Genomic DNA, 25,066 nt, shown 5'->3' on the forward strand with positions numbered 1-25,066 from the left:
GTCGAGGTATGGACGCCGACGAGACGGTCTACACCCACGGCCACGACGAGTCCGTGTTGCGGAACCATCGATGGCGCACCGCGGAGAACTCCGCCGGCTACCTGCTCCCGCACCTGCGCGCGGGCATGACGCTGCTCGACGTCGGGTGCGGGCCGGGCACCATCACCGCCGACCTCGCCGGACTTCTCGCGCCCGGAGTCGTCACCGCCGTCGAGAAGGACGACGAGGCGCTCTCGCTCGCGCGGAACGAGTTCGCCAGGCGGGGAATCGTGAACGTCGCGGCCGTCGTCTCGGACGTCCACGCGCTGGACTTCCCCGACGACACCTTCGACGTCGTGCACGCGCATCAGGTCCTGCAGCACGTCGGCGATCCGGTGCAGGCACTGCGCGAGATGAAGCGGGTGTGCAAACCCGGCGGGATCGTTGCCGCCCGCGACGCGGACTACGGCACGTTCACGTGGTTTCCGCCGACACCGGAACTCGACGAATGGCTGACGCTCTACACGGCCGTCGCCCGGGCGAACGGCGGTGAACCGGACGCCGGCCGCCGCCTGCGGGCATGGGCGCACGAGGCCGGTCTCGGCGACGTCGCGACCACGGCGAGCACCTGGTGTTTCTCCTCCGACGAGGATCGCGAGTGGTGGGGAGGGTCGTGGGCCGACCGCTCTCTCCGATCGGCCTACGCAGACCGGGCGCTCGCGCTGGGGCTCGCCACCGAGGCAGACCTCGACCGCATCGCGGCCGGTTGGCGTGCATGGGTGCGGGAGAACGACGGCTGGTTCGCGCTCCTGCACAGCGAGATCCTCTGCCGCGTGTAGAGCGGCGCGAGACGAAAATCTCGCGACGCGCGCCCGGGAATGGAACACTCGCCCCATGCTGACGTTGCGCGTGGGTCGACTGTGGTTGCCGGGGCTGATGGTGCTTCTGATCGGGCTGCTGTTCGCACCCGGCGCCTCCGCGGCCCCCGACCGGGCGGTCTTCTCCGGAGTGTCGGACCAGGTGATCACCGTCTACGCCCCGTCGGCCGGGTCGGTGAGCGCCGAACTGACCGCCTGGGAACGACGCTCGGACGGCACGTGGCAGGTGTTCGCCGGTCCCGTCGCCGCCGATGTCGGCGCGGAAGGAATCGGCGCGGCGAACGAATTCTCCACCCGCACGCCGGCCGGTGTCTTCCCGCTGTCGCAGGCGTTCGGCCGACAGCCCGCACCGGAGACGGCGATGCCGTACTTCCAGGCGGATCGGCGTGACTGGTGGGATTCGAATCCTCTCTCACCGACGTACAACACGCACGTCCGGCAGGACGCGAGCCCCGGCGGTAACAGCGAGAACCTCTACTCGGCCGGACCGCTCTACGACTACGCGCTCGCGATCGGCTACAACGCCGCCCGCGTCCCCGGCCTCGGCTCGGCGATGTTCCTGCACGTCACGGACGGCACCACCACCGAAGGGTGCGTCGCCATCGACCGCGACACGCTGATCACCCTCCTCGGCCGACTCGACCCGGCGAAGAATCCGGTCATCGAGATCGCGGTAGGCGCGTAGCGCCCGTGCGCCTTTTTGGTAGCTCCAGCTACCAAAAAGGCGCACGGGCGGCGGAGCCGCCTACAGGCCGGGGCGCTTGCCTATGGTGAGGGTGGGGGTGGACACGCCGGCGAAGAAGTCCTCGCCCTTGTCGTCGACGACGATGAACGCGGGGAAGTCCTCGACCTCGATCTTCCAGACCGCCTCCATGCCCAGCTCTTCGTACTCGACGATCTCGACCTTCTTGATGCAGTCGAGGGCGAGACGCGCCGCGGGACCACCGATGGACCCCAGGTAGAAGCCGCCGTAGGACTTGCAGGCGTCGGTGACCTGCTTGGACCGGTTTCCCTTCGCGAGCATCACCATGGAGCCGCCCGCGGCCTGGAACTGCTCCACATAGGAGTCCATCCGGCCGGCGGTGGTGGGGCCGAAGGACCCGGACGCCATGCCGTCGGGGGTCTTGGCGGGACCGGCGTAGTACACCGGGTGGTCCTTCAAGTACTGCGGCATGTCCTCGCCGGCGTCGAGGCGTTCCTTGATCTTGGCGTGGGCGATGTCGCGGGCGACGACGAGCGGGCCGGTGAGCGACAGCCGGGTCTTCACCGGATGCTTCGACAGCTCGGCGAGGATCTCGGGCATCGGCTTGGTGAGGTCGATCTTCACGGCGGCACCCTTGCCGGTGCCGGAGACGCCGTCGGTCTCGGCGTCGAGCTGGGCGTCGGTGACCTCGGGGAGGAACCGGCCCGGGTTGAACTCCAGCTGCTCGAGGAAGACGCCCTCGGGGGTGATCTTCGCCTTGGCCTGGCGGTCCGCCGAGCAGGACACGGCGAGAGCGACGGGCAGCGAGGCACCGTGGCGGGGGAGCCGGATGACGCGGACGTCGTGGCAGAAGTACTTGCCGCCGAACTGTGCGCCGATGCCGATCTGACGGGTCAGTTCGAGCACCTTCTCCTCGAGTTCCAGGTCGCGGAAGCCTCGGCCGGTGATCGCGCCCTCGTTGGGGAGCTCGTCGAGGTAGTGCGCGGACGCGTACTTGGCCGTCTTCAGCGCGAACTCCGCGGACGTGCCACCGACGACGATCGCGAGGTGGTACGGCGGGCAGGCCGCGGTGCCGAGGGCGCGGATCTTCTCCTCGAGGAACCGCATCATGCCGTCCGGGTTCAGGATCGCCTTGGTCTCCTGGAACAGGTACGACTTGTTGGCGCTGCCGCCGCCCTTGGCCATGTACAGGAACTTGTACGTGTTCTCGTGACCGGTCGCCGTGTCGGCGTACAGCTCGATCTGGGCGGGCAGGTTGCTGCCGGTGTTCTTCTCGTCCCACATCGTGATCGGCGCGTTCTGCGAGTACCGCAGGTTGAGCCGGGTGTAGGCGTCGTAGACGCCGCGCGCGACGGCCTTCTCGTCGTCGCCGGGGGTGAGGACGTGCTGGCCGCGCTTGCCCATGACGATCGCGGTGCCCGTGTCCTGGCACATCGGCAGGACACCGGCGGCCGAGATGTTGGCGTTCTTGAGCAGATCGAGTGCCACGAACTTGTCGTTGCCCGACGCCTCGGGATCGTCGAGGATGCTCGCGAGCTGCGTCAGATGATCGCTGCGCAGATAATGCGAGATGTCGTGGAGGGCGGTCTCGGTGAGCAGGCGCAGCGCCTCGGGCTCGACGGACAGGAAGGTGCGGCCGCCCGGTCCTTCGACAGTCGACACCCCCTCGGTGGTCAGCAGCCGATATTCGGTGGGGTCCTCACCGATCGGCAGCAAGTCCTCGTAGAGGAAGTCGGCCATTCTATCTCCTGGACAGCGGGTTGTGTGAAGTTCGTCTTCAGGCTAGACGCGGGTTCGTGAGGCGGCAGAGGCCGGGCCCCGTGTTGTGGCGGCTGTCACAGGGTTTTCACAAACAAATCCGTACACTTGACTGGATGCTTGAACACGGAACGAGATCGGCCGGCCGAATGACCCTCCCAGTCCAGTACGCCGGAGCCGTCGACGACGAGAAGTCCGGTGCACGTGCCAAGCGGCCCGTACTGCACGCCTACCTGGACATCGCGATCGTGGTGGTCGTCCTCGCGGCCACGAATCTGATCGCGCACTTCACCACCGCGTGGGCCAGCATCGCGACCGTCCCCATCGCCGCTGTCGTGCTGCTCGTGCTCACCCGGCGCCGCGGACTCGGCTGGGCCGAACTGGGCCTCTCGCCTCGGCACTGGCGCAAGGGGTCGCTGTACGCCCTCGCGGCGATGGGCCTCGTCATCGGCGTCGTCGCGATCGGTGCCGCCCTGCCGATCACCCGCCCCTTCTTCATGGCCGACCGGTACGCCACCCTCTCCGGCGCACTGATCGCGTCGATGATCGTCATCCCGCTGCAGACCGTCATTCCCGAGGAACTCGCGTTCCGCGGCGTGCTGCACGGCACCCTCGACCGCGTGTACGGCGCCCGCGGCGTCTTCGCGGCGGGATCGCTGATGTTCGGTCTGTGGCACATCGCGTCCTCGCTGGGACTGACGTCGGGCAACAAGGGACTGTCGAGCTTTCTCGGCGGCGGCGTGGCCGGGCAGGTGCTCGGCATCCTCGCGGCGGTGGTCGCCACCGCAGCCGCGGGTGTCGTGTTCACCTGGCTCCGGCGCCGCAGCGGCAGTCTGATCGCGCCCATCGCGCTGCACTGGTCGTTGAACGGCGCCGGTGCACTCGCCGCCGCCGTCGTGTGGCACACGACCATGGCCTGAGCTGGGTCAGCCGGCCTCCGGGGCACCCAGCCACTCGAGCAGCTTCTCGTACACCGACTCGTGGTTGAGCATCGTGAAATGGTTCGCGGACCCCAGATGCATGCCGTCCTCGTTGCGGAAGCCGATCATCCGGGTCCGGTTCCGCCCGGACGCGGACGGCACGAGCACCATGCCGTCGCCGAGCAGGCGGCCCAGCGGATGTCTCGGGCTTCGCGTGACGGTCGCGGAGACGAAGCAGTACGTCACGCCGTCGAGGAGGGGGACCTCGCTGACGGCCGCGGCACGGAGTGCGTCCGGATCGCGACCGCGCCAGTCCTCGTCGACGAGCGAACCCTGATTGAGATCCCGGATGCCGGCGCTCCTTCGGCGCAGGAGGCCGGAGATCGCGCGGGTCTCGGGCAGTGCGGCGAGGCCGGCGCTCGCATAGTGGACGGCCTGCTCCAGCGGGGCGCCGAGGTGCGGTGAGCCGAGACTCACGACCTGCCGCACCCGCCGCACCCACGGCCGGTCGTCGAGGAAGGCGATTCGGCAGGCGCTGCGGGCGACGAGGCCGCCCATGGAATGCCCGACGAGTGCGATCGACTCGACCTCCACCGGCCAGTGCTCGGTGACCGTGTCCAGAAGGTCGGACAGGCTCCTGCCGTTGTCGGAGATGTGCCGGCCGGAGTTGTAGCGGATCTGCAGCGCCGTGCAGGCGAGGTCCGTCTCGAGTCGTTCGCCGTACGTGGGACGGCCGCCCAGCGACCACGCGTCCTCGGTCTCGACGAGTCCGTGCAGGAAGACGACGATGCGCGGGTGGGCACGGGGGAAGGCGTCGGCGAGCGTGGACTCGTCCGGTGGGAGCGCGGCACCGTCCACCCGGATCGCCAGGGGTTCGGCGAGCACGGATCCGTCCGATTCCAGTACGTCGCCGATCAGCCCCTGGATCGCGGCGATGACCCGGGCGCCACGGCGCGTCTGGGACGGCGGCACGTTCTCCGTGGACGGGAGGTCGAGGAACCGTCCTGCGACGGAGCCGCCGAGTCGGGCGGTGTCGGCGACGAGTGCGTACACGGCGCCGGAGATCTCGTCGTGGAGCACTTTGGCGGGGAGGACGTGGGCGCCGACGCCGAGCTGTGCTCCGGCGAAGACGCGGTCCGAGACGGCGCGGTGGATGCTGCCGATGCCGGCGGCGGCGGACCCGATTTCGTCGAGAGCCAGCCGGGCGAGTGCCCGCACCTCGGAGCGGCGTCGGATCTGAGGGTCGGTCACGAGATTTGAGTGTACGCATGTGCACTGGGATGTGCGCGTGGTGTGAGATGTCGAGAATATGCAGCGCACAGGATTATTTCGCGAATAAACCAACGGTGAAACGGAAAAGTTGATCTTGCGAATGGAGAGACATTTGGTCGACCGACCAATTCCGGCGTAAATGCTGGTGGCGTGGATAATGAACATGTTCACGCACGGAATTATTCATCGTGATAGATACGTGATTGAGGCGACCATTATGCTTCCGACAACACCGCGACGGGGTCCGTGCGCCTGGGCGCACGAACCCCGTCGCGGGTGTTCAAGCCTTGTGCCAGCGTAAATGCTAGCCGAGCGTGGCTGCGGCCGCCGTTGCGGCGTCTGCGCCACCGCCCACTGCGTCGGCGGAACCCGAGAAGAAGTCCAGGGCACCGGCGAGGTCGGAGAAGGCGGAGAAGAATTCGGACAGGAAGGCGAGATCCATGCGTTTAACTCCTTGCTCGGTTGTGGGCATTTATGTCGGCGCTGAGCGGGCGCCGGATTCATTCCTACCGTTATTGAAATGAGATCGCAATCCGTGGGTTTAACCATTTTGAAACGGAAGGCGAACCAACGGGTCTCCGGGCAGGTGAGAAGCCTGTGTCCGGATTCACATCCGTCCGATGAATCCCACTATGTGGGAGGACGGGCCGTGTCCGAATCCCACCTTCGAGGGGCGCGGGCGGGGCTATCCTCGTCCCACGACGTGTAGCGCTTTCCGGACATACGGACGTATAGGGGAAACCATCATGCGCAAGACCATCGTCACCGGCATCGCGGTCGCGGCCCTCGCGCTGCTCGGCGTGACCGGCTGTTCAGACGACTCGAACGAGGCTCCGATCGCGACCACGACGACGTCCTCCCCGTCCGATCGGGTGGAAGGCGCGATCAGCAGTGTGCAGGCCACGGCGTCGTCCGCCGTGAATACCGCGCGCGAGGCCACCCAGAACGCGATCAACTCGGCCATCGCGGCGGTCCCGATCGGATTCGAGTCGGGAACCGCCGAACTCAATGCCATCTCGGACGTGACCATCAAGGCGGTGGCCGCCGCGATGAAGGCCGGCGACAGCAAGATCGAGATCGAGGCGTACGCGAGCAACACGGACGAGGCGGCCGCCGAACTCCTGGCCGACCAGCGCGCCCAGGCCGTCGCGAACGCTCTCGAGGCGCAGGGTGTCGACAAGAGCCGAATCTCGACCGAGGGCACGGCGAATCCACCCGAAGGAGTGAACGTCGATCAGGTGGAGATCACCGTCGAGGACAGCTGACCGGGCGGTCAGTGCAGGACCGCCCGGTGCTCGTTGCTGTACGGGATGTGCTCGGCGGTCCTGCCGTCGCGGAGTTTGAGGACCCACTCGGGATCGGACAGCAGTGCGCGGCCGACGGCCACGAGATCGAACTCGCCGTTCTCGTACTGCCGGAGCAACCGGTCGATGCCGGCGGTGTTCGAGGCGCCGTCCGAAGTGAAGGCCGTCGTGAACACGTCGTCGAGACCCACCGATCCGACCGTGATCGTGGGCAGTCCCGTCAGCCGTTTGGTCCATCCGGCCAGGCCGAGTTCTCCGTCCTCGCCGGACAACTCGGCGAAGGCCGGTTCCCAGTGCCTGCGGGTGGACGGGTGCAGCACGTCGACGCCGGCGTCGACGAGGGGTGCGAGGACGGCCGCGAGCTCGCCCGGAGTCTGCGCGATGCGCGAGTCGTAGTGGTTCGACTTCCACTGCGAGAACCGGTAGACGATAGCGAAGTCGTCCCCGACGGCCTCGCGGATCGCTGCGACCACCTCGACCGGGAAGCGGGTGCGGGCTGCGAGGGATCCGCCGTATCCGTCGGAGCGGACGTTGGTGCGGTCCCACAGGAACTGATCGAGCAGGTAGCCGTGGGCGCCGTGCAGTTCGATGCCGTCGAAGCCCACGTCACGCGCGTTGACCGCGGCCGCCACCCAGGCCTCGCGCAGCGCGTCGAGGTCGGGCCCGGTGAACTCGCGTCCCAGACGGGTTCCGTCCAGGGCGATTCCGGACGGGCTGGCCGTCGTCACCTCGGGGTTCATGCGGGGCTGCGGGCCGCGTTCGACGCCCAGATGCCACAGCTGCGGAATGATCTGCCCGCCCTCATCGTGGACCGCGTCCACCACCGACTTCCAGCCCGCCAGGCTGTCCTGGCCGTAGAGGAGCGGCACCCGGGTGTGGGATCCGGCGGCCGGGTCCGGAATGTACGTCCCCTCGGTGATGACGAGGCCGACCCCGCCCGCCGCGCGCCGCCGGTAATACGCCGCCACGTCCTCCCCTGGAATGCCGTCGAGGGAGAAAGCCCTGGTCATGGGCGCCATCGCGAAGCGATTCCGGAGTTGGAGGGATTTGACGGCGAACGGCTCGAAGAGGCCGTCCACGGGCAGCGGTGTTTCGGTCATGCCTGTCTGTAACCGGTCGCGGGTACGCACTATTCCTGCATATGACCTGCTGCGTAGTTGTAATCTGAAGTCACAGTCGACACTCGCTGCCGGCGCAAGGGCACTCGCCCGCGCCCGGTCTGACGGGAGGGTGCACTGATGGGCACGAACGACGGAAAACCTGCCGATCTGGTGCTGTTCGGTGACGTCGTCACCATGAATGACGCCGCGCCACGCGCTCGGGCGGTCGCGGTGCGGGACGGGCGGATCGCCGCCGTCGGCAACGACGCCGCGGTGTTTCCGCTGATCGGACCGGCAACGATCGCGGTCGACCTGCACCGCGCCTGCATCCTCCCCGGGTTCATCGAGGCGCACGGTCACCCGCTGAACTCGGCGGTGCTGCTCGGCGAACCGGTCGTGGACATCCGGCCCGTGACCATCGCCGGCGCGGACGAGGTGGTCGACGCCGTCCGCCGCGCCGTCGACGAGCACCCCGACGGCGCCGTGCTCAACGGCTGGGACCCGTTGCTCCAGAAGGGGCTGCCGGAACCGTCCCGGGAATGGCTCAACTCCGTCGCTCCCGACACCTCCCTGGTGATCCTGCACAACACCGGTCACGTTGCGTATTTCAACGACGTCGCCGCACGGGACGCCGGATTGTCCGGGAAGACACCGGACCCGGAAGGCGGCAGCTTCGGCCGCGACGAGTCGGGTGATCTGAACGGTTCGGCGTTCGAGGCACCCGCGGTGATGGCGGTGGCCGCCTCGATCCTCGCCGGTGCGTCCGCCCGGCTGCCGGAACTCCTCGCCGCGGAATGCGCGCGGATGAACGCGGCGGGCATCACCACCGCCAGCGAGATGGCATTCGACCCCCGCTTCCGGAGCGCGTTGACCGCGATCGCCCGGTCCGGTGGTCTCACCACCCGGCTGCGGCTGTACGAGATGTCGAATCCGGAGCGCTCCACGGACGTGTCACCCGGAGTGGGCGACGACCTGCTGCGCCAGGTGGGTATCAAGATCTGGTCGGACGGCTCGCCGTGGGTGGGCAACGCGGCCACGAGTTTCCCGTACCTCGACACGGAGGTCACCCGGTCGCTCGGCCTCGCCGGATCGCGCGGCGAGGCCAATTACACCGAGGACGAGATTCTCGAGATCAGCAAGCCGTACTTCGAGAACGGCTGGCAGATCTCCTGCCACGCCAACGGTGACGCCGCGGTCACCCTGGTCCTCGATGCGTGGCAGCGGATGCTCGCCGACTCGCCGCGGGAAGATCACCGACTGCGCCTCGAGCATGTCGGGGCGATGACCCCGGAGCAGTTCCGCCGTGCGACCGAACTCGGCGTCACGTGCAGCCTGTTCGTCGACCACCTCTACTACTGGGGCGACGTGCTCGTCGACGACCTGTTCGGTCCCGAACGCGGAGCACGTTGGGCCGCTGCAGCTTCCGCGATCGCGGCGGGCCAGCGGATCTCGTTCCACAACGACGGCCCGGTGACCCCGACCAACCCGCTGCGCAACATCGCCGACGCCGTCACCCGCCGCACCCGGTCGGGGCGGGTGCTCGCTCCCGAGGAGCGGATCTCCGTCCCGGACGCCCTGCGCGCGGAGACGATCAACTCGGCGTGGCACCTCCGGAGCGAGGACGCGATCGGGGCAATCGTCCCCGGGCTGCACGCCGATCTCGTCGTGCTGTCGGCCAATCCGCTTCTGGTGGATCCCGACGACATCGCGGACCTCGAAGTGCTCGCCACGATCCTGGAGGGTCGAACGGTCTTCGGAAAGCTGGCGTGACCCGGGTGGGGTCCGGGTCGCGGGCTCTGCGGTCGATCGGGGCGTCGGCCGGCGCCTGGATCCGCTCCGCGGGCTACACCCGCAAATGGCTGGTCCTCGGTGTCGTGATCGGCATCGTCGCCGGGCTCGGCGCGGTCGTGTTCTACGTCGCGCTGTCGGAGGCGACGCAATTGCTGATCGTCGACATCGGCGGCTACCACCCGCCGACCGCGGCCGGTGACGGCGGCGCGGGCGGCAGCAGGGAATTCACGAGACCGTGGGCGATTCCGCTCGTGGTGTGCCTGGGCGGACTGGTGTCCGGCATCCTCGTGTTCACCCTGGCGCCCGAGGCCGAGGGGCACGGCACCGACGCGGCGATCGAGGCCGTGCACCGGGACCCCCGTATGATCCGCGTCCGCGTCGTGCTGGTGAAGCTGGTTGCGTCGGCGATCACGATCGGGTCCGGCGGGTCCGGTGGCCGGGAGGGACCCACCGCGCAGATCTCGGCGGGTTTCGGATCGCTCCTCGCCCGCAGGCTGAACCTGTCCCCGCGGGACGGCCGCATCGCCGTGGCGATCGGCATCGGCTCCGGGATCGGCGCCATCTTCGGCGCCCCGCTCGGTGGTGCCGTGCTGTGCTGCACGATCCCGTACAAGGAGGACTTCGACTTCGAGGTGCTCGTGCCGGCGCTGGTCACGTCGATCGTCAGTTACACCGTGTTCGGCAGCTTCCTCGGCTTCGGGCCGCTGTTCGGGTACGCCGCCCAGGACTACGTCTTCGACACTCCGGCGCAGCTGGTGTGGTTCGCGCTCATCGGTGTGCTCGGCGGCCTGATCGGGTTGCTGTACAGCGGGACGTTCTACACCGCCGTCGACCTCACCCACCGTCTGCCGGGCAGCCGGATCGTCAAGCCGGCGGTCGGCGGGCTGCTCGTCGGCCTGATGGCGCTGGTGCTACCGGAGGTGCTGGGCAGCGGATACGGCTGGATCCAGCAGTCGATGGCCCGCGACGACCTCGCGGCCATCCCGCTGTGGGTGGTGCTGTTGCTGCCGTTCGCGAAGATCCTCGCGACGTCGCTGTCCATCGGATCGGGCGGATCGGGCGGCATCTTCGGCCCGGGCATGGTGATCGGGGCGTTCACCGGTGCCGCGGTGTGGCGACTGCTGGAACCTATCGCCCCGGGGGTTCCCGACAATCCGGCGCCCTTCGTCATCGTCGGCATGATGGCGTGTTTCGGGAGCATCGCCCGCGCCCCGCTCGCGGTCATGCTGATGGTCGCGGAGATGACGGGAAGCATCGGCGTGCTCGTGCCGGGGATGATCGCCGTCGGACTCTCCTATCTCATCGTGCGCCGATCGGGGAAGACGATCTACCGCGCGCAGCTCGAGAACCGGGCGGTGGCTCGGCTCGCCCAGGGTTCGCCGGGGTGATCGGGCCGGGTCCGTGTGCGGAGTGCCCGGAGGATTCGGGTCCGTGTGCGGAGTGCCCGGAGGATTCGGGCATGCTTGTGGCCATGACTGTTCACGTTCCTCAGTACGTCGACCTCCTCTGGCCAGCGCTTCAGGCTGCCATTGCTCTCGGTGGTTCGGCGTCCAACGAGGAGCTCGACAGCGCAGTCGTTGAGCGGGAAGGTCTTTCGTCGGACGTGCAGGGCGTGCTGCACGGTGACGGTCCCAGCACCGAGATCGAGTACCGGCTGGCGTGGGCCCGCACCTATCTCAAGGGGATGGGTCTGCTCACCAACAGCCGTCGCGGGGTGTGGAGCGTGACGGAGAAGGGCCGCGAGGTGGCCGAGAGTGAGATCCGCCCGTTGCACGCCGAATTCTCCGCCGAGAACCGCAAGAAGAATGCCGCCCGCAAATCCGCGAAGGCCGCATCCCGGAGGAACGACGAACCGGACGCCAACATCGCGGAGGCCGAGAACGACGCGGACTGGAAGGATCTGCTGCTCGACACGGTCCTGAAGATGTCGCCGCCCGCGTTCGAGCGGCTGACCCAGCGGTTGCTGCGGGAGGCCGGATTCTCGAGCGCATCCGTCACCGGTCGGGGCGGTGACGGGGACATCGAGGGGCTCGGCGTGTACCAGTTGTCGCTGCTCAGCTTCCCCGTGTTCTTCCAGTGCAAGCGCTACAGCGGCAGTGTCGGGGCCGGGGCGGTGCGCGATTTCCGTGGCGCCATGGCGGGTCGCGGCGAGAAGGGCCTGCTCATCACGACCGGAACCTTCACCGGCGACGCCCGCACGGAGTCCAAGCGGGACGGTGCCCCGCCGATCGACCTCATCGACGGCGACCGGCTCTGCGACCTGCTGAAAGAGCATTCACTCGGGGTTCAGACCACCACCCGTCTCGTCGAGGACGTCGAGGTCAGGTCCGATTACTTCCACTCCCTCGAGCCGAAATGATCAGCGTCGTGTCACCGTCCCGGGGCCCGGACACTCTTTCCCGTTGCGGTATGGCCACGAAGCGATCACACCGGCCCTGAAGCGGTGCCACCGGCGTCTTCCCCTGTGTAAATAGGAAGTTAAATGCACATGTCATCGACGTGAAAGACGATCGAGGGAAGTCGCTATGACGACCACGACGCCGTGGCCGTTGAAGGGCCACGGGGCGCAGCCGCCCGCCGGAATGACGGCGGACCGGCGATTCGGGATGCTCGTCGACCAGTTCTTCGGACTCTTCCGCGACAGCAGCCAGGGCGGCGGCGCGCTGGCCGTCTACCTCCACGGCGAACCCGTCGTCGACGTATGGGCGGGGTGGTCGAGCCGCGACACCTTCTGGCAGGCCGACACCGTCACCCTCACGTTCTCCACCGGCAAGGGCGTCGCGTCCACCGTGCTGCACCGACTCGCCAGTCGCGGGATCATCGACTACGACGCGCCGGTGGCGCGGTACTGGCCCGAGTTCGCCGCCGAGGGCAAGGATGAGATCACGGTCCGTGAGCTGTTGTCGCACCGCGCCGGGCTGCACCGGGTCCGCGGACTCGTGCCCGGCCCGCTGAGCCTGATGGACCATTCGCTGGTCAGCACCGCGCTGGCCGCCGCGACCCCCGACCAGCGCAGGCTGAAGGTCCCCGGCTATCACGCGGTGACGTTCGGCTCGCTCGTCGCCGAACTGACGTCCCGTGCGGCCGGAACACCGTTCACGGACCTCGTTCGGACGGAGGTCGCCGAGCCGCTCGGGGTGAAGGAATTCTGGTACGAGGTGCCGCTGCCCGAACGCGACCGGATCGCCAGGACCTTTCCGCACATCAACCCGTTCGGTGTTCCGTGGGGAGCGACGTCGTTCGCGATGTCGCGGCTGCCCGGTTTGCGCAACGTGGCCGACGCCGGCATGCCCGCGGGGTTCGACGCCCTCGTCCGCAACCCCGCGATCCACGACAGCGTGATGCCGGGGTGGAACGGCGTGTTCAGTGCCCGCGCCCTGGCGCGGATGTACGCGGCGCTGGCGAACGGCGGAACCGTCGGCGGTGCCGAGTTCCTCCCGCCGGACGTCGTGACCCAGCTGAGTCAGGTGCAGACCACTGCCCGCGATTACGTTCTGGGTATACCGATGAACTGGCGGCTCGGCTACCACGCGGGAATGGTCGCGCGCCGCAGGCAGCCGTCGAATACCTTCGGGCACTACGGCTTGGGTGGGTCGGGTGCGTTCGCCGACGCCGATACCGGTCTGTCGATCGCCTTCGTCACCAACCGGCTCGGCAACATGCTGACCCCCATCGCGGACCTCCGGCTGCCGAAGCTCGGTTCCACCGCGCTCGCCATCGCCGAGAAGCTGTAGCCGGGCAGCCTGCGGACGCCGGGCCGAACCAATTCGATTTCGACGCGCCGCTTTTCGATCGACGCGAGCCGCCGGTCTGGAAGGCGGAGGACCGGTAGCATCGTGTCCGTGACCGACGCGACCGCCCACACCAGCCGTCCTGATCGGTTGCGTGTCCTCGTCTACAGCGACGACGCGAACACCCGCCAGAAGGTTGTTCTGGCGTTGGGGAAGCGTCCGCACCCCGACCTTCCGGAGCTGGAGTACGTCGAGGTGGCGACGGCGCCCGTGGTGATCCGGGAGATGGATGCCGGCGGTATCGACCTGGCAATCCTGGACGGCGAGGCCGTGCCCGCGGGCGGGATGGGGATCGCGAAGCAGTTGAAGGACGAGATCGACGCGTGCCCGCCGATCCTGGTCCTGACCGGTCGTCCTGACGACGCCTGGCTCGCCAGCTGGTCGCGCGCCGAGGCCGCGGTGCCGCATCCGCTCGACCCGATCCGGTTGTCGGAAGCGGTCATAGCGCTGCTCCGCACCCGACTCTCTGCTTAGGGTCTCCTGACCCCGTTCCGGCCGTCGGACGGCGCATCGAGCGCCTGTCCCGCAGCGGTTTTCCGCATTTCCAGATCGCCCGGAACTCACACGGTCAAATCGGCCGGGCCCGACGACTTCCCTTGTACGCTGTGGCATAACTCACAAGAGCGTAGCTTCGGAAACGACCGTCCGGGATTCGGGCGGCCAGGCTCGGGAAGAGGGGAGCTGAGACGGCATGAATGTCTATGTGCCGATCCTCGTGCTCGGGGCGATTGCGGTCGCGTTCGCGGTGTTCTCCGTGATCGTGGCGCGGATCGTCGGTCCGAGGCGTTACAACCGTGCCAAGCTCGACGCCTACGAGTGCGGGATCGAGCCCACGTCCTCGCCGCTGGGTGCGGGCCGCATCCCGGTGAAGTACTACCTGACGGCCATGCTGTTCATCATCTTCGACATCGAGATCGTGTTCCTCTATCCGTGGGCGGTTCATTTCGACGCTCTCGGCTTCTTCGGTCTCGGGGCCATGGCCCTGTTCATCTTCAACGTCTCCGTCGCCTACGCGTACGAGTGGCGGCGTGGCGGTCTCAGCTGGGACTGATCGGTCCCGCCAGCGATCCAAAAGGTAAGTCGGAAGAGAAGAGTCGGATATGGGCATCGAAGAGAAGCTGCCGAGCGGCTTCCTGCTGACCACGGTCGAGGGGCTTGCGGGCTACGTCCGCAAGGGCTCGCTGTGGCCGGCCAGTTTCGGGCTCGCGTGCTGCGCGATCGAGATGATGGCCACCGCGGGCGGCCGCTTCGACATCGCCCGCTTCGGCATGGAGGCGTTCCGCGCGTCCCCTCGGCAGGCCGATCTGATGATCGTCGCCGGCCGGGTGAGTCAGAAGATGGCGCCGGTGCTGCGGCAGATCTACGACCAGATGGTGGAGCCGAAGTGGGTGCTGGCGATGGGCGTCTGCGCTTCGTCGGGTGGGATGTTCAACAATTACGCGATCGTGCAGGGTGTCGACCACATCGTGCCTGTCGACATCTACCTGCCGGGGTGCCCGCCGAGGCCCGAGATGCTGCTGAACGCGATCCTCACGCTGCACGAGAAGATCCAGCAGATGCCGCTCGGCGTTCACCGGGACGAGGTGGCGCGGGCGGCGGAGCAGGCCGCGCTGGCCGCCACCCCCACCATCCAGATGAAGGGCCTGCTCCGGTGACCGGCGTCTGGGCCGTGCCGAGGTGCCGGTGCGGGGCGGTGGGTTCGAGGGAGCGAAGCGAGCCGAGTATCCGGCGTCTGGGCCGTGCGGTCTGGACTGAGGAACGAGGGAGCGTAGCGAGTGAGTGACGAGGGAAGAGCGCACGACAAGGCCCAGACGCCCGCGAGCGAAGTGAGCCAGACAAACACAGGAAGAGGGCACGATCAAGCCCCGGCGCCCGCGAGCGAAGCGAGCCATGTTGTAGCAGTCCGCAAGGGTCTGTTCGGGGTGCGGGGTAGTGGTGACACGTCGGGGTATGGGCGGTTGGTGCGTCCGGTGTTGTTGCCGGGGAATACGCCGCGGCCGTATGGGGGTTATTTCGACGAGGTGGCGGATGGGCTGGGGGCAGCGCTGGCGGAGTCGGGGGTGGGTTTCGAGGATGCGGTGGAGTCGGTGGTGGTGTTTCGCGGTGAGGTGACGTTCGGTGTGCGGCGGGAGTTTCTGCCGGTGGTGGCGCGTGCGTTGCGGGATGAGCCGGATCTGCGGTTCGAGATGTGTCTGGGTGTGAACGGTGTGCATTTCCCGCAGGAGGCCGGGCGGGAGTTGCATGCGGTGTATCCGTTGTTGTCGATTACGCACAATCGGCGGATCCGTCTGGAGGTGGCGGTGCCGGACGTGGATCCGCATATCCCGTCGTTGTATGACGTGTATCCGACGAATGATTGGCACGAGCGGGAGACGTACGACTTCTTCGGGATCGTGTTCGACGGTCATCCGTCGTTGACGCGGATCGAGATGCCGGATGACTGGCCGGGTCATCCGCAGCGGAAGGACTATCCGCTCGGCGGTATTCCCGTCGAGTACAAGGGCGCGGAGATCGCGCCGCCCGACGAGCGGCGGGGGTACAACTGATGAGCGAGGACACGGTTTTCACCGTCGCCGGTCAGGACTGGGACGAGGTTGTCGATGCGGTGAAGGCAGCGTCGGACGATGCGGGTTCGGCGAGCGGTGAGGAGCGCATCGTCGTGAACATGGGTCCTCAGCATCCGTCGACGCACGGGGTGTTGCGGCTCATCTTGGAGATCGAGGGTGAAACGGTCACGGAGGCCCGGTGCGGTATCGGTTATCTGCATACGGGGATCGAGAAGAATCTGGAGTACCGCAACTGGACGCAGGGCGTGACGTTCGTGACGCGGATGGATTATCTGTCGCCGTTCTTCAACGAGACGGCGTATTGCCTGGGTGTGGAGAAGTTGCTCGACATCACGGAGCAGGTGCCGGACCGGGCGAGTGTGATCCGGGTGATGTTGATGGAACTGAATCGCATTTCCTCGCATCTGGTGGCGTTGGCCACGGGTGGGATGGAGCTGGGTGCGGTGACGGCGATGCTGTTCGGTTTCCGGGAACGTGAGTTGGTCCTGGATGTGTTCGAGTTCATTACCGGGTTGCGCATGAACCATGCGTATATCCGGCCGGGTGGGTTGTCTCAGGATCTGCCGGAGGGGGCGGTGGCGAAGGTTCGCGAGTTGCTGACGGTGCTGCCGGAGCGGTTGCGGGACATGGAGAATCTGCTGAACGAGAATCGCATCTGGAAGGGCCGCACCGAGGGCATCGGGTATCTCGACCTGACCGGGTGCATGGCGCTGGGGATCACCGGTCCGATGCTGCGGGCGACGGGCCTGCCGCACGACCTGCGGAAGTCGCAGCCGTATTGCGGGTACGAGAATTACGAGTTCGAGGTCAGCACCGACACCGGGTGCGACGCGTACGGCCGCTACCTGATCCGGGTCGACGAGATGAAGGAGTCGCTGAAGATCGTCGAGCAGTGTCTCGACAAGTTGCGGCCGGGCCCGATCATGGCGGAGGACAAGAAGATCGCGTGGCCTGCGGATCTGACGTTGGGGCCGGACGGTCTCGGTAATTCGCCGGGTCATGTCCGCGAGATCATGGATTCGTCGATGGAGTCGCTGATCCATCACTTCAAGTTGGTGACGGAGGGTTTCCGGGTGCCGCCGGGTCAGGTGTATGTGGCGGTGGAGTCGCCGCGGGGCGAGCTCGGGGTGCACATGGTGAGCGACGGCGGCACGCGCCCGTACCGGGTGCATTTCCGGGATCCGTCGTTCACGAATCTGCAGTCGGTGGCGGCCACGTGTGAGGGCGGCATGGTGGCGGATGTGATTGCTGCGGTCGCGAGCATCGATCCCGTCATGGGGGGAGTGGATCGATGACCGAGCGAGCCGCACCGGCGCAACCACCCATTTTCATCGAGTTCGGGCCGAGGCCGGAGGAGCGCGGTCGGCTGGTGCGGCCGGGTGCGCGGGAGGAGCATCCGCCGGCGGTCCGGGCGCGGCTCGACGCCGACGCCGATGTCGTCGTCGCGCGTTACCCGAATTCACGCTCCGCGCTGCTGCCGCTGCTGCATCTCGTTCAGGCGGAGGACGGGTGCATCACGCCGGCGGGGGTCGAATTCTGCGCCGGCCGGCTCGGGTTGACGGGCGCCGAGGTTGCCGCGGTCGCGACGTTCTATTCGATGTACCGGCGCGATCCGACCGGCGACTACTACGTCGGGGTGTGCACCAACACGTTGTGCGCGGTCATGGGCGGCGACGCGATCCTCGCCGCGCTGGAGGCGCATCTCGATCTGCCGCACGGTGGCACGACCGCGGACGGCAAGGTGACGCTGGAGCACATCGAGTGCAACGCGGCGTGCGATTACGCCCCCGTGGTGATGGTGAACTGGGAGTTCTTCGACAATCAGAACCCGGAGTCGGCCCGCTCGCTCGTCGATGCGCTGCGGTCGGGGGATCGGGTGTCGCCCAGCCGGGGCGCGACTTTGTGCACGTTCCGGGAGACCGCCCGCATTCTCGCCGGGTTCCCCGACGAGCGTCCCGGTGCGCTGGAGGGCGGCGGCACCGCCGGCGACGCCACACTGGCCGGCCTGCGCGTTGCGCGGGAACGGGGCATGACGGCGCCGGATCCGGCGGAGACGTCCCTCGTCCCGGAGCCGCAGTCGCGGGACACCGAGGCGGTGGCGGCGGAGTCCACGAAGGACGAGCCGGCGCCTGCCCCGTCGGCGTCGGTGCCTCCGGACCGGTCCACCTCCGAAACGAACCCGGCCGCCACCGATCCTGGACGGAAGGGAGACTGACATGCCGCTGACCCCGGTCCTGAGCCGCTACTGGGACGAGCCCGAATCCTGGACCCTCGACACGTACCGCCGCCACGACGGGTACGAGGGCCTGCAGAAGGCGCTGCGTATGGAGCCGGACGAGGTGATCTCGACGGTCAAGGAGGCCGGATTGCGCGGCCGCGGCGGTGCCGGGTTCCCGACCGGCATGAAGTGGTCGTTCATCCCGCAGGGCGACGACAAGCCGCACTACCTCGTGGTCAACGCGGACGAGTCCGAACCGGGCACCTGCAAGGACATGCCGCTCCTGCTCGCCACGCCGCACGCGCTCGTGGAGGGCGTGATCATCGCGGCGTACGCGATCCGCGCCGGGCATGCCTTCATCTACGTGCGCGGCGAGGTGGTGCCGGTGCTGCGCCGGCTGCAGGCCGCGGTCGCGGAGGCGTACGCGGCGGGCTACCTCGGCAAGGACATCCTGGGCACCGGGTTCGACCTCGAGTTGGTGGTCCATGCGGGTGCCGGGGCGTACATCTGCGGGGAGGAGACGGCGCTGCTCGACTCCCTGGAGGGGCGCCGCGGCCAGCCCAGGCTGCGTCCGCCGTTCCCCGCCGTGGCCGGCCTCTACGCGTCGCCGACCGTCGTCAACAACGTCGAGTCGATCGCGAGCGTCCCACCGATCATCGTGAACGGCATCGAGTGGTTCCGGTCGATGGGCAGCGAGAAGTCGCCCGGGTTCACCCTCTACTCCCTGTCCGGGCACGTGACCACACCCGGACAGTACGAGGCCCCGCTCGGAATCACGTTGCGGGAGTTGCTCGGCTACGCGGGCGGAGTCCGCGCGGGGCACCGGTTGAAGTTCTGGACGCCGGGCGGTTCGTCGACGCCGATCTTCACCGACGAGCATCTCGACGTCGCCCTCGACTACGAGGGTGTCGGCGCCGCCGGGTCGATGCTGGGCACCAAGGCCCTCCAGATCTTCGACGAGACCACGTGCGTGGTGCGCGCCGTGCTCCGCTGGACGGAGTTCTACGCGCACGAGTCGTGCGGTAAATGCACGCCCTGCCGGGAGGGCACCTATTGGCTGGTGCAGATCCTGGAGCGGCTCGAGCGGGGGGAGGGGACCGATGCGGATCTGCAGAAGTTGCTCGACATCGCGGACAACATCCTCGGCAAGTCGTTCTGCGCTCTCGGTGACGGTGCGGCGAGCCCGATCATGTCCTCCGTCAAGTACTTCCGCGACGAGTACCTCGCGCACTTCGAGCAGGGCGGCTGCCCGTTCGACCCGCACCAGTCCACCCTGATGGCGGGGGTGCACGCATGATGCCCGCGAGCCCTGAGACAACAATCACCGTCACTATCGACGGGGTGGAGGTGAGTGTTCCCAAGGGCACGTTGGTGATTCGTGCGGCGGAGATGATCGGTATCCAGATCCCGCGGTTCTGTGATCATCCGCTGCTGGACCCGGTGGGCGCGTGCCGTCAGTGTCTCGTGGATGTGGAGGGGCAGCGGAAGCCGCTCGCGTCGTGCACCACGACGGTCACCGACGGCATGGTGGTGCACACGCAGCTGACGTCGCCGGTGGCGGACAAGGCGCAGAAGGGGGTGATGGAATTGTTGCTGATCAACCATCCCCTGGATTGTCCGGTGTGCGACAAGGGCGGCGAGTGCCCGCTGCAGAATCAGGCGATGTCCAACGGGCGCGCGGAGTCGCGCTTCGGGGAGATCAAACGCACGTTCCCCAAGCCGATTCCGCTGTCCACGGAGGTCCTCCTGGACCGTGAGCGGTGTGTGCTGTGCGCGCGGTGTACCCGGTTCTCCCAGCAGGTTGCGGGGGACCCGTTCGTGGAACTGATGGAGCGGGGTGCGCTGCAGCAGGTCGGGATCTACGCGAAGGAACCGTTCGAGTCGTATTTCTCCGGCAACACCGTCCAGATCTGCCCGGTGGGTGCGCTGACGGGCACCGCGTACCGGTTCCGGGCCCGCCCGTTCGATCTGATCTCCAGTCCCAGTGTGTGCGAGCACTGTGCGAGCGGCTGCGCCCAGCGCACCGATCATCGGCGGGGCACGGTGTTGCGGCGGCTTGCGGGCGACGATCCCGAGGTCAACGAGGAATGGAACTGCGACAAGGGGCGGTGGTCGTTCGCCTACGCCACCGAGCGCGACCGGATCACCACCCCTCTGGTCCGCGGCGACGACGGCACGCTGGCGCCTGCGTCCTGGTCGGAGGCGCTTGCCGTCGCGGCGCGGGGACTGACCGCGGCGCGGGGCAGGGCGGGTGTTCTCGTCGGCGGCCGGTCCACATGGGAGGACGCCTACGCCTACGCGAAGTTCGCACGAACGGCGCTCGGCACCAACGACATCGACTTCCGCAGTCGCGCACACTCCGGGGAGGAAGCCGACTTCCTGGCAGTCCGGGTGGCGGGGCAGCGGCTCGCGGTCACGTACGACGATCTCGACGCCGCGCCGGTCGTCCTCCTCGCCGGGTTCGAGCCGGAGGAGGAGTCGCCGATCGTGTTCCTGCGGCTGCGCAAGGCGGCGCGCACGAAGGCCGTCCCGGTGTATTCGATCGCCCCGTTCACGTCCCGCGGCCTGGAGAAGGTGTCCGGCAGACTGCTACGGGCCGCGCCGAACGCGGAGCCGGAGGTCCTCGACGCACTGCGCACGGGCGAGTTGGATGCGGGGGTCACGGAATTGCTCGGCCGACCGGGTGCGGTCGTCGTGGTGGGGGAGCGGCTCGCCGCGGTGTCGGGGGCGTTGTCCGCCGCGGTCCGGCTGGCCGACGCCACCGGGGCCCGGCTGGCCTGGGTGCCGAGGCGGGCCGGTGAACGCGGCGCACTCGAGGCGGGCGCGCTGCCCGGACTGCTCCCGGGTGGCAGGCCGGTGGGTGATCCCGAGGCCCGACGACAGGTCGCGTCGGTGTGGAACGTCGCGGATCTGCCGGACACCGCAGGCCGCGACACCGCGGGGATCCTCGCCGCGGCCGAGTCCGGGACGCTGGGGGCGCTGCTGATCGGCGGGGTGGAGGTCGACGACCTTCCCGACCCGCAGGCCGCGACGGCAGCAATCGAGGCGGCCGGGTTCGTCGTGAGTCTGGAACTGCGCCACAGTGCGATCACCGACCGAGCGGCGGACGTGGTGTTCCCCATCGCACCGGTCATGGAGAAGCCGGGCACCTTCCTCGACTGGGAGGGGCGCGCCCGGGATTTCGACGCCGCCCTCCGCGGCACCGGGGCGATGCCCGATCAGCGGGTGCTGCACGCGATCGCCGGCGAAATGGGTGTCCCCCTCGGTCTCCCCGACGCGACGGCGGCACGGCGGGAACTCGAGCGGCTCGGCGCCTGGGACGGTGACTTCCCGGATCCCCCCGACGTCCCGCAGTCACCGCGGCGGGAACCCGGGGCGGGGGAGGCGGTGCTCGCCACCTGGCGGATGCTGCTCGACTCGGGGCGCTTGCAGGACGGCGAACCGCACTTGGCGGGGACGGCGCGCACCCCGGTCGTGCGGATGTCCGCGGCGTCGGCCGCCGAGACGGGTGCCGGTGACGGAGATCCGGTCACCGTCACGACGGACCGAGGGGCCGTCACGCTGCCGTTGGCGATCACCGACATGCCGGATCGGGTGGTGTGGCTGCCGCTCAACTCGCCCGGCTCCGCGGTCTACCGGCAACTGGCCGCCGGGGCGGGGACCGTCGTCAACGTTCGCCGCGCCGCAGGCGCCAACGGGGTCGGGCCGGGAGGTGCGCTGTGACGATCGCGGCCGTCTACCCCGACCCGGCACTGTTCGGGCACGACCCGTGGTGGCTGGTGCTCGGCAAGGCGCTGGCCGTCTTCGTGTTCCTCGTCCTCACCCCGCTTCTGACGATCCTGGCCGAACGCAAGGTGATGGCCTGGATGCAGATGCGCGTCGGCCCGAACCGGGTCGGCCCGCGGGGCATGCTGCAGAGTCTCGCCGACGGCATCAAGCTCGCCCTGAAGGAGGGGATCGTCCCGAAGGGTGTGGACAAGCCGATCTACATCCTCGCGCCGATCATCGCCGCGGTGCCCGCGTTCATGGCGTTCGCGGTGATCCCGTTCGGGCCGGCGGTGTCGATCTTCGGGCACTACACGCCGTTGCAGCTGACGGACCTGCCGGTGGCGGTGCTCTACGTCCTCGCGGCCACGTCGATCGGCGTCTACGGCATCGTGCTCGCCGGCTGGGCGTCCGGGTCCACGTACCCGTTGCTGGGTGGTCTGCGCTCGACGGCGCAGGTGATCTCGTACGAGATCGCGATGGCGTTGTCGTTCGCGGCCGTCTTCCTGGACGCCGGAACGATGTCCACGTCGGGCATCGTCGCGTCCCAGGAACACACCTGGTACGTCTTCCTGCTGCTGCCGTCGTTCCTCATCTACGTCACCTCCATGGTGGGCGAGACCAACCGGGCGCCGTTCGACCTGCCCGAGGCCGAAGGCGAACTGGTCGGCGGGTTCCACACCGAGTACTCCTCGCTGAGCTTCGCGATGTTCATGCTCGCCGAGTACGTGAACATGGTGACCGTCTCGGCGCTCGCCACCACCCTGTTCCTCGGCGGCTGGCACGCGCCGTTCCCACTCAGCCTGTGGGACGGCGCGAACTCCGGTTGGTGGCCGGTGCTGTGGTTCACGCTGAAGGTCTGGGCTTTCCTGTTCGTGTTCGTCTGGTTGCGCGCCACGCTGCCCAGGCTGCGGTACGACCAGTTCATGGGTCTCGGCTGGAAGATCCTGATCCCGATCTCGCTCGTGTGGGTCATGGTCGTCGCCACCGTCCGTGCCTTCCGCAACGAGGGCTACGACGGCCGGACGATCACCCTCGTCGTCGCGGGCATCGTCGTGGCCCTCGTCGTGGTGGCGCTGCTGTGGAAGCGCCTGCGTCCGGGCCGCGTTCGCGCACCCGAGAAACCGGCCGAGCCGCACGACCGCACCGAACCGTCCCCGGAGACACTCGAACCGTTCGACCCCATGGCCGGTGGATATCCGGTTCCGCCGATGCCGGGTCAGACGCTGCCCGCGTTCCGGCGCACGCCCGTCTCCGTCACCAGCGCGCACTCCACCGGATCGACTCAGGAGAACAGCGATGACTAAATTCCTCGGCCCCATAGCGGGATTCGGCGTGACCTTCTCCACGATGTTCAAGAAAGCGAACACCGAGTTCTACCCGGAGGAGAAGACGCCGACGGCGCCCCGCTATCACGGCAGGCATCAGCTCAACCGGTACGCGGACGGCCTGGAGAAGTGCATCGGGTGCGAACTGTGCGCCTGGGCGTGCCCCGCCGACGCCATCTTCGTCGAGGGCGCAGACAACACCGACGAGGAACGCTACTCGCCCGGTGAGCGGTACGGCCGGGTGTACCAGATCAACTACCTGCGCTGCATCGGATGCGGTCTGTGCATCGAGGCGTGCCCGACACGGGCGCTGACCATGACCAACGAATACGAGATGGCCGACGACAACCGGGCCGGCCTGATCTACGAGAAGGACCGGCTGCTGGCACCGCTCGAGTCCGGCATGGTCGATTCGCCGCACCCCATGGCCCCGGGCACCACGGCCGAGGACTACTACCGCGGCACGGTGACCGGGGGAGCGGCGCCCGCGTCGCAGGACGAACCCGAGGCCGACGACACGGCGGGGGACAGGCCGTGAACACGATGCCGTCCACCGTCCAGCTGGTCGCGGAACCCTTCACCCAGACCTCGACCGGCGAGGGCGTGCAGTTCTGGGTCCTCGCGACGGTGGCGGTGATCGGCGCGCTCGGAGTGGTCAGCGCAACGAAAGCCGTCTACTCGGCGATCTTCCTCGCCACGACCATGATCATCCTGGCCGTGTTCTACATCGCCCAGGGCGCACCCTTTCTCGGCGTCGTGCAGATCGTGGTCTACACGGGCGCGGTCATGATGCTGTTCCTGTTCGTGCTCATGCTGATCGGCGTCGATTCTTCCGAATCCCTCGTCGAAAACCTGCGCGGTCAGCGGGTGGCCGCGATCGCGGCGGGGCTGGGATTCGGTCTTCTGCTGATCGGCGGCTTCGGGCGTGCGTCCGTCTCCGCGTTCACCGGTCTCGACCAGGCCAACGCGGGGGGCAACGTCCAGGGGCTCGCCGAACTCGTCTTCGTCCGGTACGTGTGGGCCTTCGAACTGACCGGTGCCCTGCTGATCACCGCGACCATCGGCGCGATGGTGCTCGCCCACCGGGAACGTTTCGAGCGGCGCAAGGACCAGCGCGAGCTGTCGCAGGACCGGGTCCGCGAGGGTGCCCGGGTCACACCGCTACCCAGCCCCGGGGTCTACGCACGGCACAACGCCGTCGACATCCCCGCGTTGCTGCCCGACGGCACGTTCTCGGACCTGTCCGTCAGCCGGTCGCTCGACCGGCGGCCGAGCATGCCCGCCCGGGCGCTGGGCAACGCGGACGTCGCGGCCCCCGAACCCGCCGCGACCGAAGACGGGGGTGGGCGATGAACCCGGAGAACTACCTCTACCTGTCGGCGCTGCTGTTCACGATCGGTGCCGCCGGGGTGCTGATCCGCCGCAACGCGATCATCGTGTTCATGTGCATCGAGCTGATGCTCAACGCGTCGAATCTGGCGTTCGTGACGTTCGCCCGGATGCACGGCAACCTCGACGGGCAGGTCTTCGCGTTCTTCACGATGGTCGTCGCGGCCGCCGAGGTCGTCGTCGGTCTGGCGATCATCATGACCATCTTCCGTTCCCGCCGTTCGGCTTCCGTCGACGACGCCAACCTCCTCAAGAACTGACGGGTCCCCGATGACGCACATCCTCGAGAAGGTGACTTTGCCC

Annotated in this window: 24 protein-coding genes; 20 read left to right on the forward strand and 4 right to left on the reverse strand. The window is 68.1% G+C overall.

Annotated elements, in window-relative coordinates:
* Nucleotides 1-8: 8 nt before the first annotated feature.
* Both ROP_RS29590 and ROP_RS29595 read left to right on the forward strand, forming a co-directional pair.
* Entirely contained in the window at nt 9-818 is an 810-nt protein-coding gene (locus tag ROP_RS29590; protein ID WP_015889697.1) for a class I SAM-dependent methyltransferase, read from the forward strand.
* 55 nt (nt 819-873) lie between these two features.
* Nucleotides 874-1,542, forward strand: coding sequence for a L,D-transpeptidase family protein (locus tag ROP_RS29595; RefSeq protein ID WP_043825537.1), 669 nt, complete (start codon nt 874-876; stop codon nt 1,540-1,542).
* A 60-nt stretch (nt 1,543-1,602) separates the two neighbouring features.
* Here ROP_RS29595 and ROP_RS29600 read toward each other — a convergent pair whose 3' ends face one another.
* A complete protein-coding gene (locus tag ROP_RS29600) occupies nt 1,603-3,300 on the reverse strand; it encodes a fumarate hydratase (RefSeq protein WP_015889699.1) in 1,698 nt (565 codons plus the stop codon).
* 167 nt (nt 3,301-3,467) lie between these two features.
* Here ROP_RS29600 and ROP_RS29605 point away from each other — a divergent pair, with 167 nt between their 5' ends.
* Complete coding sequence (locus tag ROP_RS29605; protein WP_015889700.1) at nt 3,468-4,238, forward strand: CPBP family intramembrane glutamic endopeptidase; 771 nt, start codon at nt 3,468-3,470, stop codon at nt 4,236-4,238.
* 6 nt (nt 4,239-4,244) lie between these two features.
* Here ROP_RS29605 and ROP_RS29610 read toward each other — a convergent pair whose 3' ends face one another.
* Together ROP_RS29610 and ROP_RS43620 are read right to left on the reverse strand one after the other, a co-directional pair.
* Complete coding sequence (locus tag ROP_RS29610) at nt 4,245-5,489, reverse strand: esterase/lipase family protein (protein WP_015889701.1); 1,245 nt, start codon at nt 5,487-5,489, stop codon at nt 4,245-4,247.
* 325 nt (nt 5,490-5,814) lie between these two features.
* Complete coding sequence (locus tag ROP_RS43620) at nt 5,815-5,952, reverse strand: hypothetical protein (protein WP_167315969.1); 138 nt, start codon at nt 5,950-5,952, stop codon at nt 5,815-5,817.
* Nucleotides 5,953-6,256: 304 nt separating this feature from the next.
* Here ROP_RS43620 and ROP_RS29615 point away from each other — a divergent pair, with 304 nt between their 5' ends.
* Nucleotides 6,257-6,775, forward strand: coding sequence for an OmpA family protein (locus ROP_RS29615; protein WP_015889702.1), 519 nt, complete (start codon nt 6,257-6,259; stop codon nt 6,773-6,775).
* A gap of 8 nt (nt 6,776-6,783) precedes the next feature.
* Here the strand turns inward: ROP_RS29615 and ROP_RS29620 are convergent, their stop codons facing one another.
* Nucleotides 6,784-7,914: an NADH:flavin oxidoreductase gene (locus ROP_RS29620; protein WP_043825541.1), complete on the reverse strand. Its 1,131-nt coding sequence runs from the start codon at nt 7,912-7,914 to the stop codon at nt 6,784-6,786.
* A gap of 138 nt (nt 7,915-8,052) precedes the next feature.
* On the opposite strand from ROP_RS29620, the gene ROP_RS29625 reads away from it, so the two are divergent.
* The 16 genes from ROP_RS29625 to nuoK all read left to right on the forward strand — a co-directional run bounded on the left by ROP_RS29625 (nt 8,053) and on the right by nuoK (nt 25,023).
* Complete coding sequence (locus tag ROP_RS29625) at nt 8,053-9,684, forward strand: amidohydrolase (protein WP_015889704.1); 1,632 nt, start codon at nt 8,053-8,055, stop codon at nt 9,682-9,684.
* Nucleotides 9,681-11,093, forward strand: a complete 1,413-nt coding sequence (locus ROP_RS29630) for a chloride channel protein (RefSeq protein ID WP_015889705.1) — start codon at nt 9,681-9,683, stop codon at nt 11,091-11,093. Before ROP_RS29625 ends, ROP_RS29630 begins: the two co-directional genes overlap by 4 nt.
* Before the next feature lie 71 nt (nt 11,094-11,164).
* Nucleotides 11,165-12,064, forward strand: coding sequence for a restriction endonuclease (locus ROP_RS29635; protein ID WP_005253670.1), 900 nt, complete (start codon nt 11,165-11,167; stop codon nt 12,062-12,064).
* A 166-nt stretch (nt 12,065-12,230) separates the two neighbouring features.
* On the forward strand, nt 12,231-13,439 hold the full coding sequence (locus tag ROP_RS29640; RefSeq protein ID WP_015889707.1) for a serine hydrolase domain-containing protein: 1,209 nt from the start codon (nt 12,231-12,233) through the stop codon (nt 13,437-13,439).
* 108 nt (nt 13,440-13,547) lie between these two features.
* On the forward strand, nt 13,548-13,970 hold the full coding sequence (locus tag ROP_RS29645) for an Rv3143 family two-component system response regulator (RefSeq protein WP_015889708.1): 423 nt from the start codon (nt 13,548-13,550) through the stop codon (nt 13,968-13,970).
* 217 nt (nt 13,971-14,187) lie between these two features.
* Nucleotides 14,188-14,547, forward strand: coding sequence for an NADH-quinone oxidoreductase subunit A (locus tag ROP_RS29650; RefSeq protein WP_015889709.1), 360 nt, complete (start codon nt 14,188-14,190; stop codon nt 14,545-14,547).
* 49 nt (nt 14,548-14,596) lie between these two features.
* A complete protein-coding gene (locus tag ROP_RS29655) occupies nt 14,597-15,151 on the forward strand; it encodes a NuoB/complex I 20 kDa subunit family protein (protein ID WP_015889710.1) in 555 nt (184 codons plus the stop codon).
* Between the two features lie 171 nt (nt 15,152-15,322).
* On the forward strand, nt 15,323-16,042 hold the full coding sequence (locus tag ROP_RS29660) for an NADH-quinone oxidoreductase subunit C (RefSeq protein ID WP_015889711.1): 720 nt from the start codon (nt 15,323-15,325) through the stop codon (nt 16,040-16,042).
* Nucleotides 16,042-17,358, forward strand: coding sequence for an NADH dehydrogenase (quinone) subunit D (gene nuoD, locus ROP_RS29665; protein WP_015889712.1), 1,317 nt, complete (start codon nt 16,042-16,044; stop codon nt 17,356-17,358). Before ROP_RS29660 ends, nuoD begins: the two co-directional genes overlap by 1 nt.
* Nucleotides 17,355-18,278 carry an NADH-quinone oxidoreductase subunit NuoE gene (gene nuoE, locus ROP_RS29670; RefSeq protein WP_015889713.1) on the forward strand — a complete coding sequence of 308 codons (924 nt, stop codon included), beginning with the start codon at nt 17,355-17,357 and terminating at the stop codon, nt 18,276-18,278. The genes nuoD and nuoE overlap by 4 nt, the downstream gene beginning before the upstream one ends.
* A 1-nt stretch (nt 18,279) precedes the next feature.
* Nucleotides 18,280-19,578 carry an NADH-quinone oxidoreductase subunit NuoF gene (gene nuoF / locus ROP_RS29675; RefSeq protein ID WP_015889714.1) on the forward strand — a complete coding sequence of 433 codons (1,299 nt, stop codon included), beginning with the start codon at nt 18,280-18,282 and terminating at the stop codon, nt 19,576-19,578.
* Entirely contained in the window at nt 19,575-22,004 is a 2,430-nt protein-coding gene (locus tag ROP_RS29680) for an NADH-quinone oxidoreductase subunit G (RefSeq protein ID WP_015889715.1), read from the forward strand. Before nuoF ends, ROP_RS29680 begins: the two co-directional genes overlap by 4 nt.
* Nucleotides 22,001-23,353: an NADH-quinone oxidoreductase subunit NuoH gene (nuoH, locus tag ROP_RS29685; RefSeq protein WP_015889716.1), complete on the forward strand. Its 1,353-nt coding sequence runs from the start codon at nt 22,001-22,003 to the stop codon at nt 23,351-23,353. Before ROP_RS29680 ends, nuoH begins: the two co-directional genes overlap by 4 nt.
* Nucleotides 23,346-23,912: an NADH-quinone oxidoreductase subunit NuoI gene (gene nuoI / locus ROP_RS29690; RefSeq protein WP_015889717.1), complete on the forward strand. Its 567-nt coding sequence runs from the start codon at nt 23,346-23,348 to the stop codon at nt 23,910-23,912. Before nuoH ends, nuoI begins: the two co-directional genes overlap by 8 nt.
* A gap of 5 nt (nt 23,913-23,917) precedes the next feature.
* Complete coding sequence (locus ROP_RS29695) at nt 23,918-24,727, forward strand: NADH-quinone oxidoreductase subunit J (protein ID WP_043826882.1); 810 nt, start codon at nt 23,918-23,920, stop codon at nt 24,725-24,727.
* Nucleotides 24,724-25,023, forward strand: coding sequence for an NADH-quinone oxidoreductase subunit NuoK (gene nuoK, locus ROP_RS29700; protein WP_005239116.1), 300 nt, complete (start codon nt 24,724-24,726; stop codon nt 25,021-25,023). Before ROP_RS29695 ends, nuoK begins: the two co-directional genes overlap by 4 nt.
* Nucleotides 25,024-25,066: the final 43 nt, after the last annotated feature.

It is taken from the genome of Rhodococcus opacus B4 (assembly GCF_000010805.1).
GTDB classification, from domain to species: Bacteria; Actinomycetota; Actinomycetes; order Mycobacteriales; family Mycobacteriaceae; genus Rhodococcus_F; species Rhodococcus_F opacus_C.

Bases quoted from the DNA above. Each gene is read 5' to 3' on its own strand.
- ROP_RS29680 (WP_015889715.1), top strand. From the start codon at position 19,575: ATGATGCCCGCGAGCCCTGAGACAACAATCACCGTCACTATCGACGGG.
- ROP_RS29620 (WP_043825541.1), bottom strand. From the start codon at position 7,914: ATGACCGAAACACCGCTGCCCGTGGACGGCCTCTTCGAGCCGTTCGCC.
- nuoI (WP_015889717.1), top strand. From the start codon at position 23,346: ATGACTAAATTCCTCGGCCCCATAGCGGGATTCGGCGTGACCTTCTCC.
- nuoF (WP_015889714.1), top strand. From the start codon at position 18,280: ATGCCGCTGACCCCGGTCCTGAGCCGCTACTGGGACGAGCCCGAATCC.
- ROP_RS29650 (WP_015889709.1), top strand. From the start codon at position 14,188: ATGAATGTCTATGTGCCGATCCTCGTGCTCGGGGCGATTGCGGTCGCG.
- ROP_RS29595 (WP_043825537.1), top strand. From the start codon at position 874: ATGCTGACGTTGCGCGTGGGTCGACTGTGGTTGCCGGGGCTGATGGTG.
- ROP_RS43620 (WP_167315969.1), bottom strand. From the start codon at position 5,952: ATGGATCTCGCCTTCCTGTCCGAATTCTTCTCCGCCTTCTCCGACCTC.
- nuoK (WP_005239116.1), top strand. From the start codon at position 24,724: ATGAACCCGGAGAACTACCTCTACCTGTCGGCGCTGCTGTTCACGATC.
- ROP_RS29605 (WP_015889700.1), top strand. From the start codon at position 3,468: ATGACCCTCCCAGTCCAGTACGCCGGAGCCGTCGACGACGAGAAGTCC.
- ROP_RS29615 (WP_015889702.1), top strand. From the start codon at position 6,257: ATGCGCAAGACCATCGTCACCGGCATCGCGGTCGCGGCCCTCGCGCTG.
- ROP_RS29640 (WP_015889707.1), top strand. From the start codon at position 12,231: ATGACGACCACGACGCCGTGGCCGTTGAAGGGCCACGGGGCGCAGCCG.
- ROP_RS29695 (WP_043826882.1), top strand. From the start codon at position 23,918: ATGCCGTCCACCGTCCAGCTGGTCGCGGAACCCTTCACCCAGACCTCG.
- nuoD (WP_015889712.1), top strand. From the start codon at position 16,042: ATGAGCGAGGACACGGTTTTCACCGTCGCCGGTCAGGACTGGGACGAG.
- ROP_RS29625 (WP_015889704.1), top strand. From the start codon at position 8,053: ATGGGCACGAACGACGGAAAACCTGCCGATCTGGTGCTGTTCGGTGAC.
- ROP_RS29655 (WP_015889710.1), top strand. From the start codon at position 14,597: ATGGGCATCGAAGAGAAGCTGCCGAGCGGCTTCCTGCTGACCACGGTC.
- ROP_RS29600 (WP_015889699.1), bottom strand. From the start codon at position 3,300: ATGGCCGACTTCCTCTACGAGGACTTGCTGCCGATCGGTGAGGACCCC.
- nuoE (WP_015889713.1), top strand. From the start codon at position 17,355: ATGACCGAGCGAGCCGCACCGGCGCAACCACCCATTTTCATCGAGTTC.
- ROP_RS29590 (WP_015889697.1), top strand. From the start codon at position 9: ATGGACGCCGACGAGACGGTCTACACCCACGGCCACGACGAGTCCGTG.
- ROP_RS29635 (WP_005253670.1), top strand. From the start codon at position 11,165: ATGCTTGTGGCCATGACTGTTCACGTTCCTCAGTACGTCGACCTCCTC.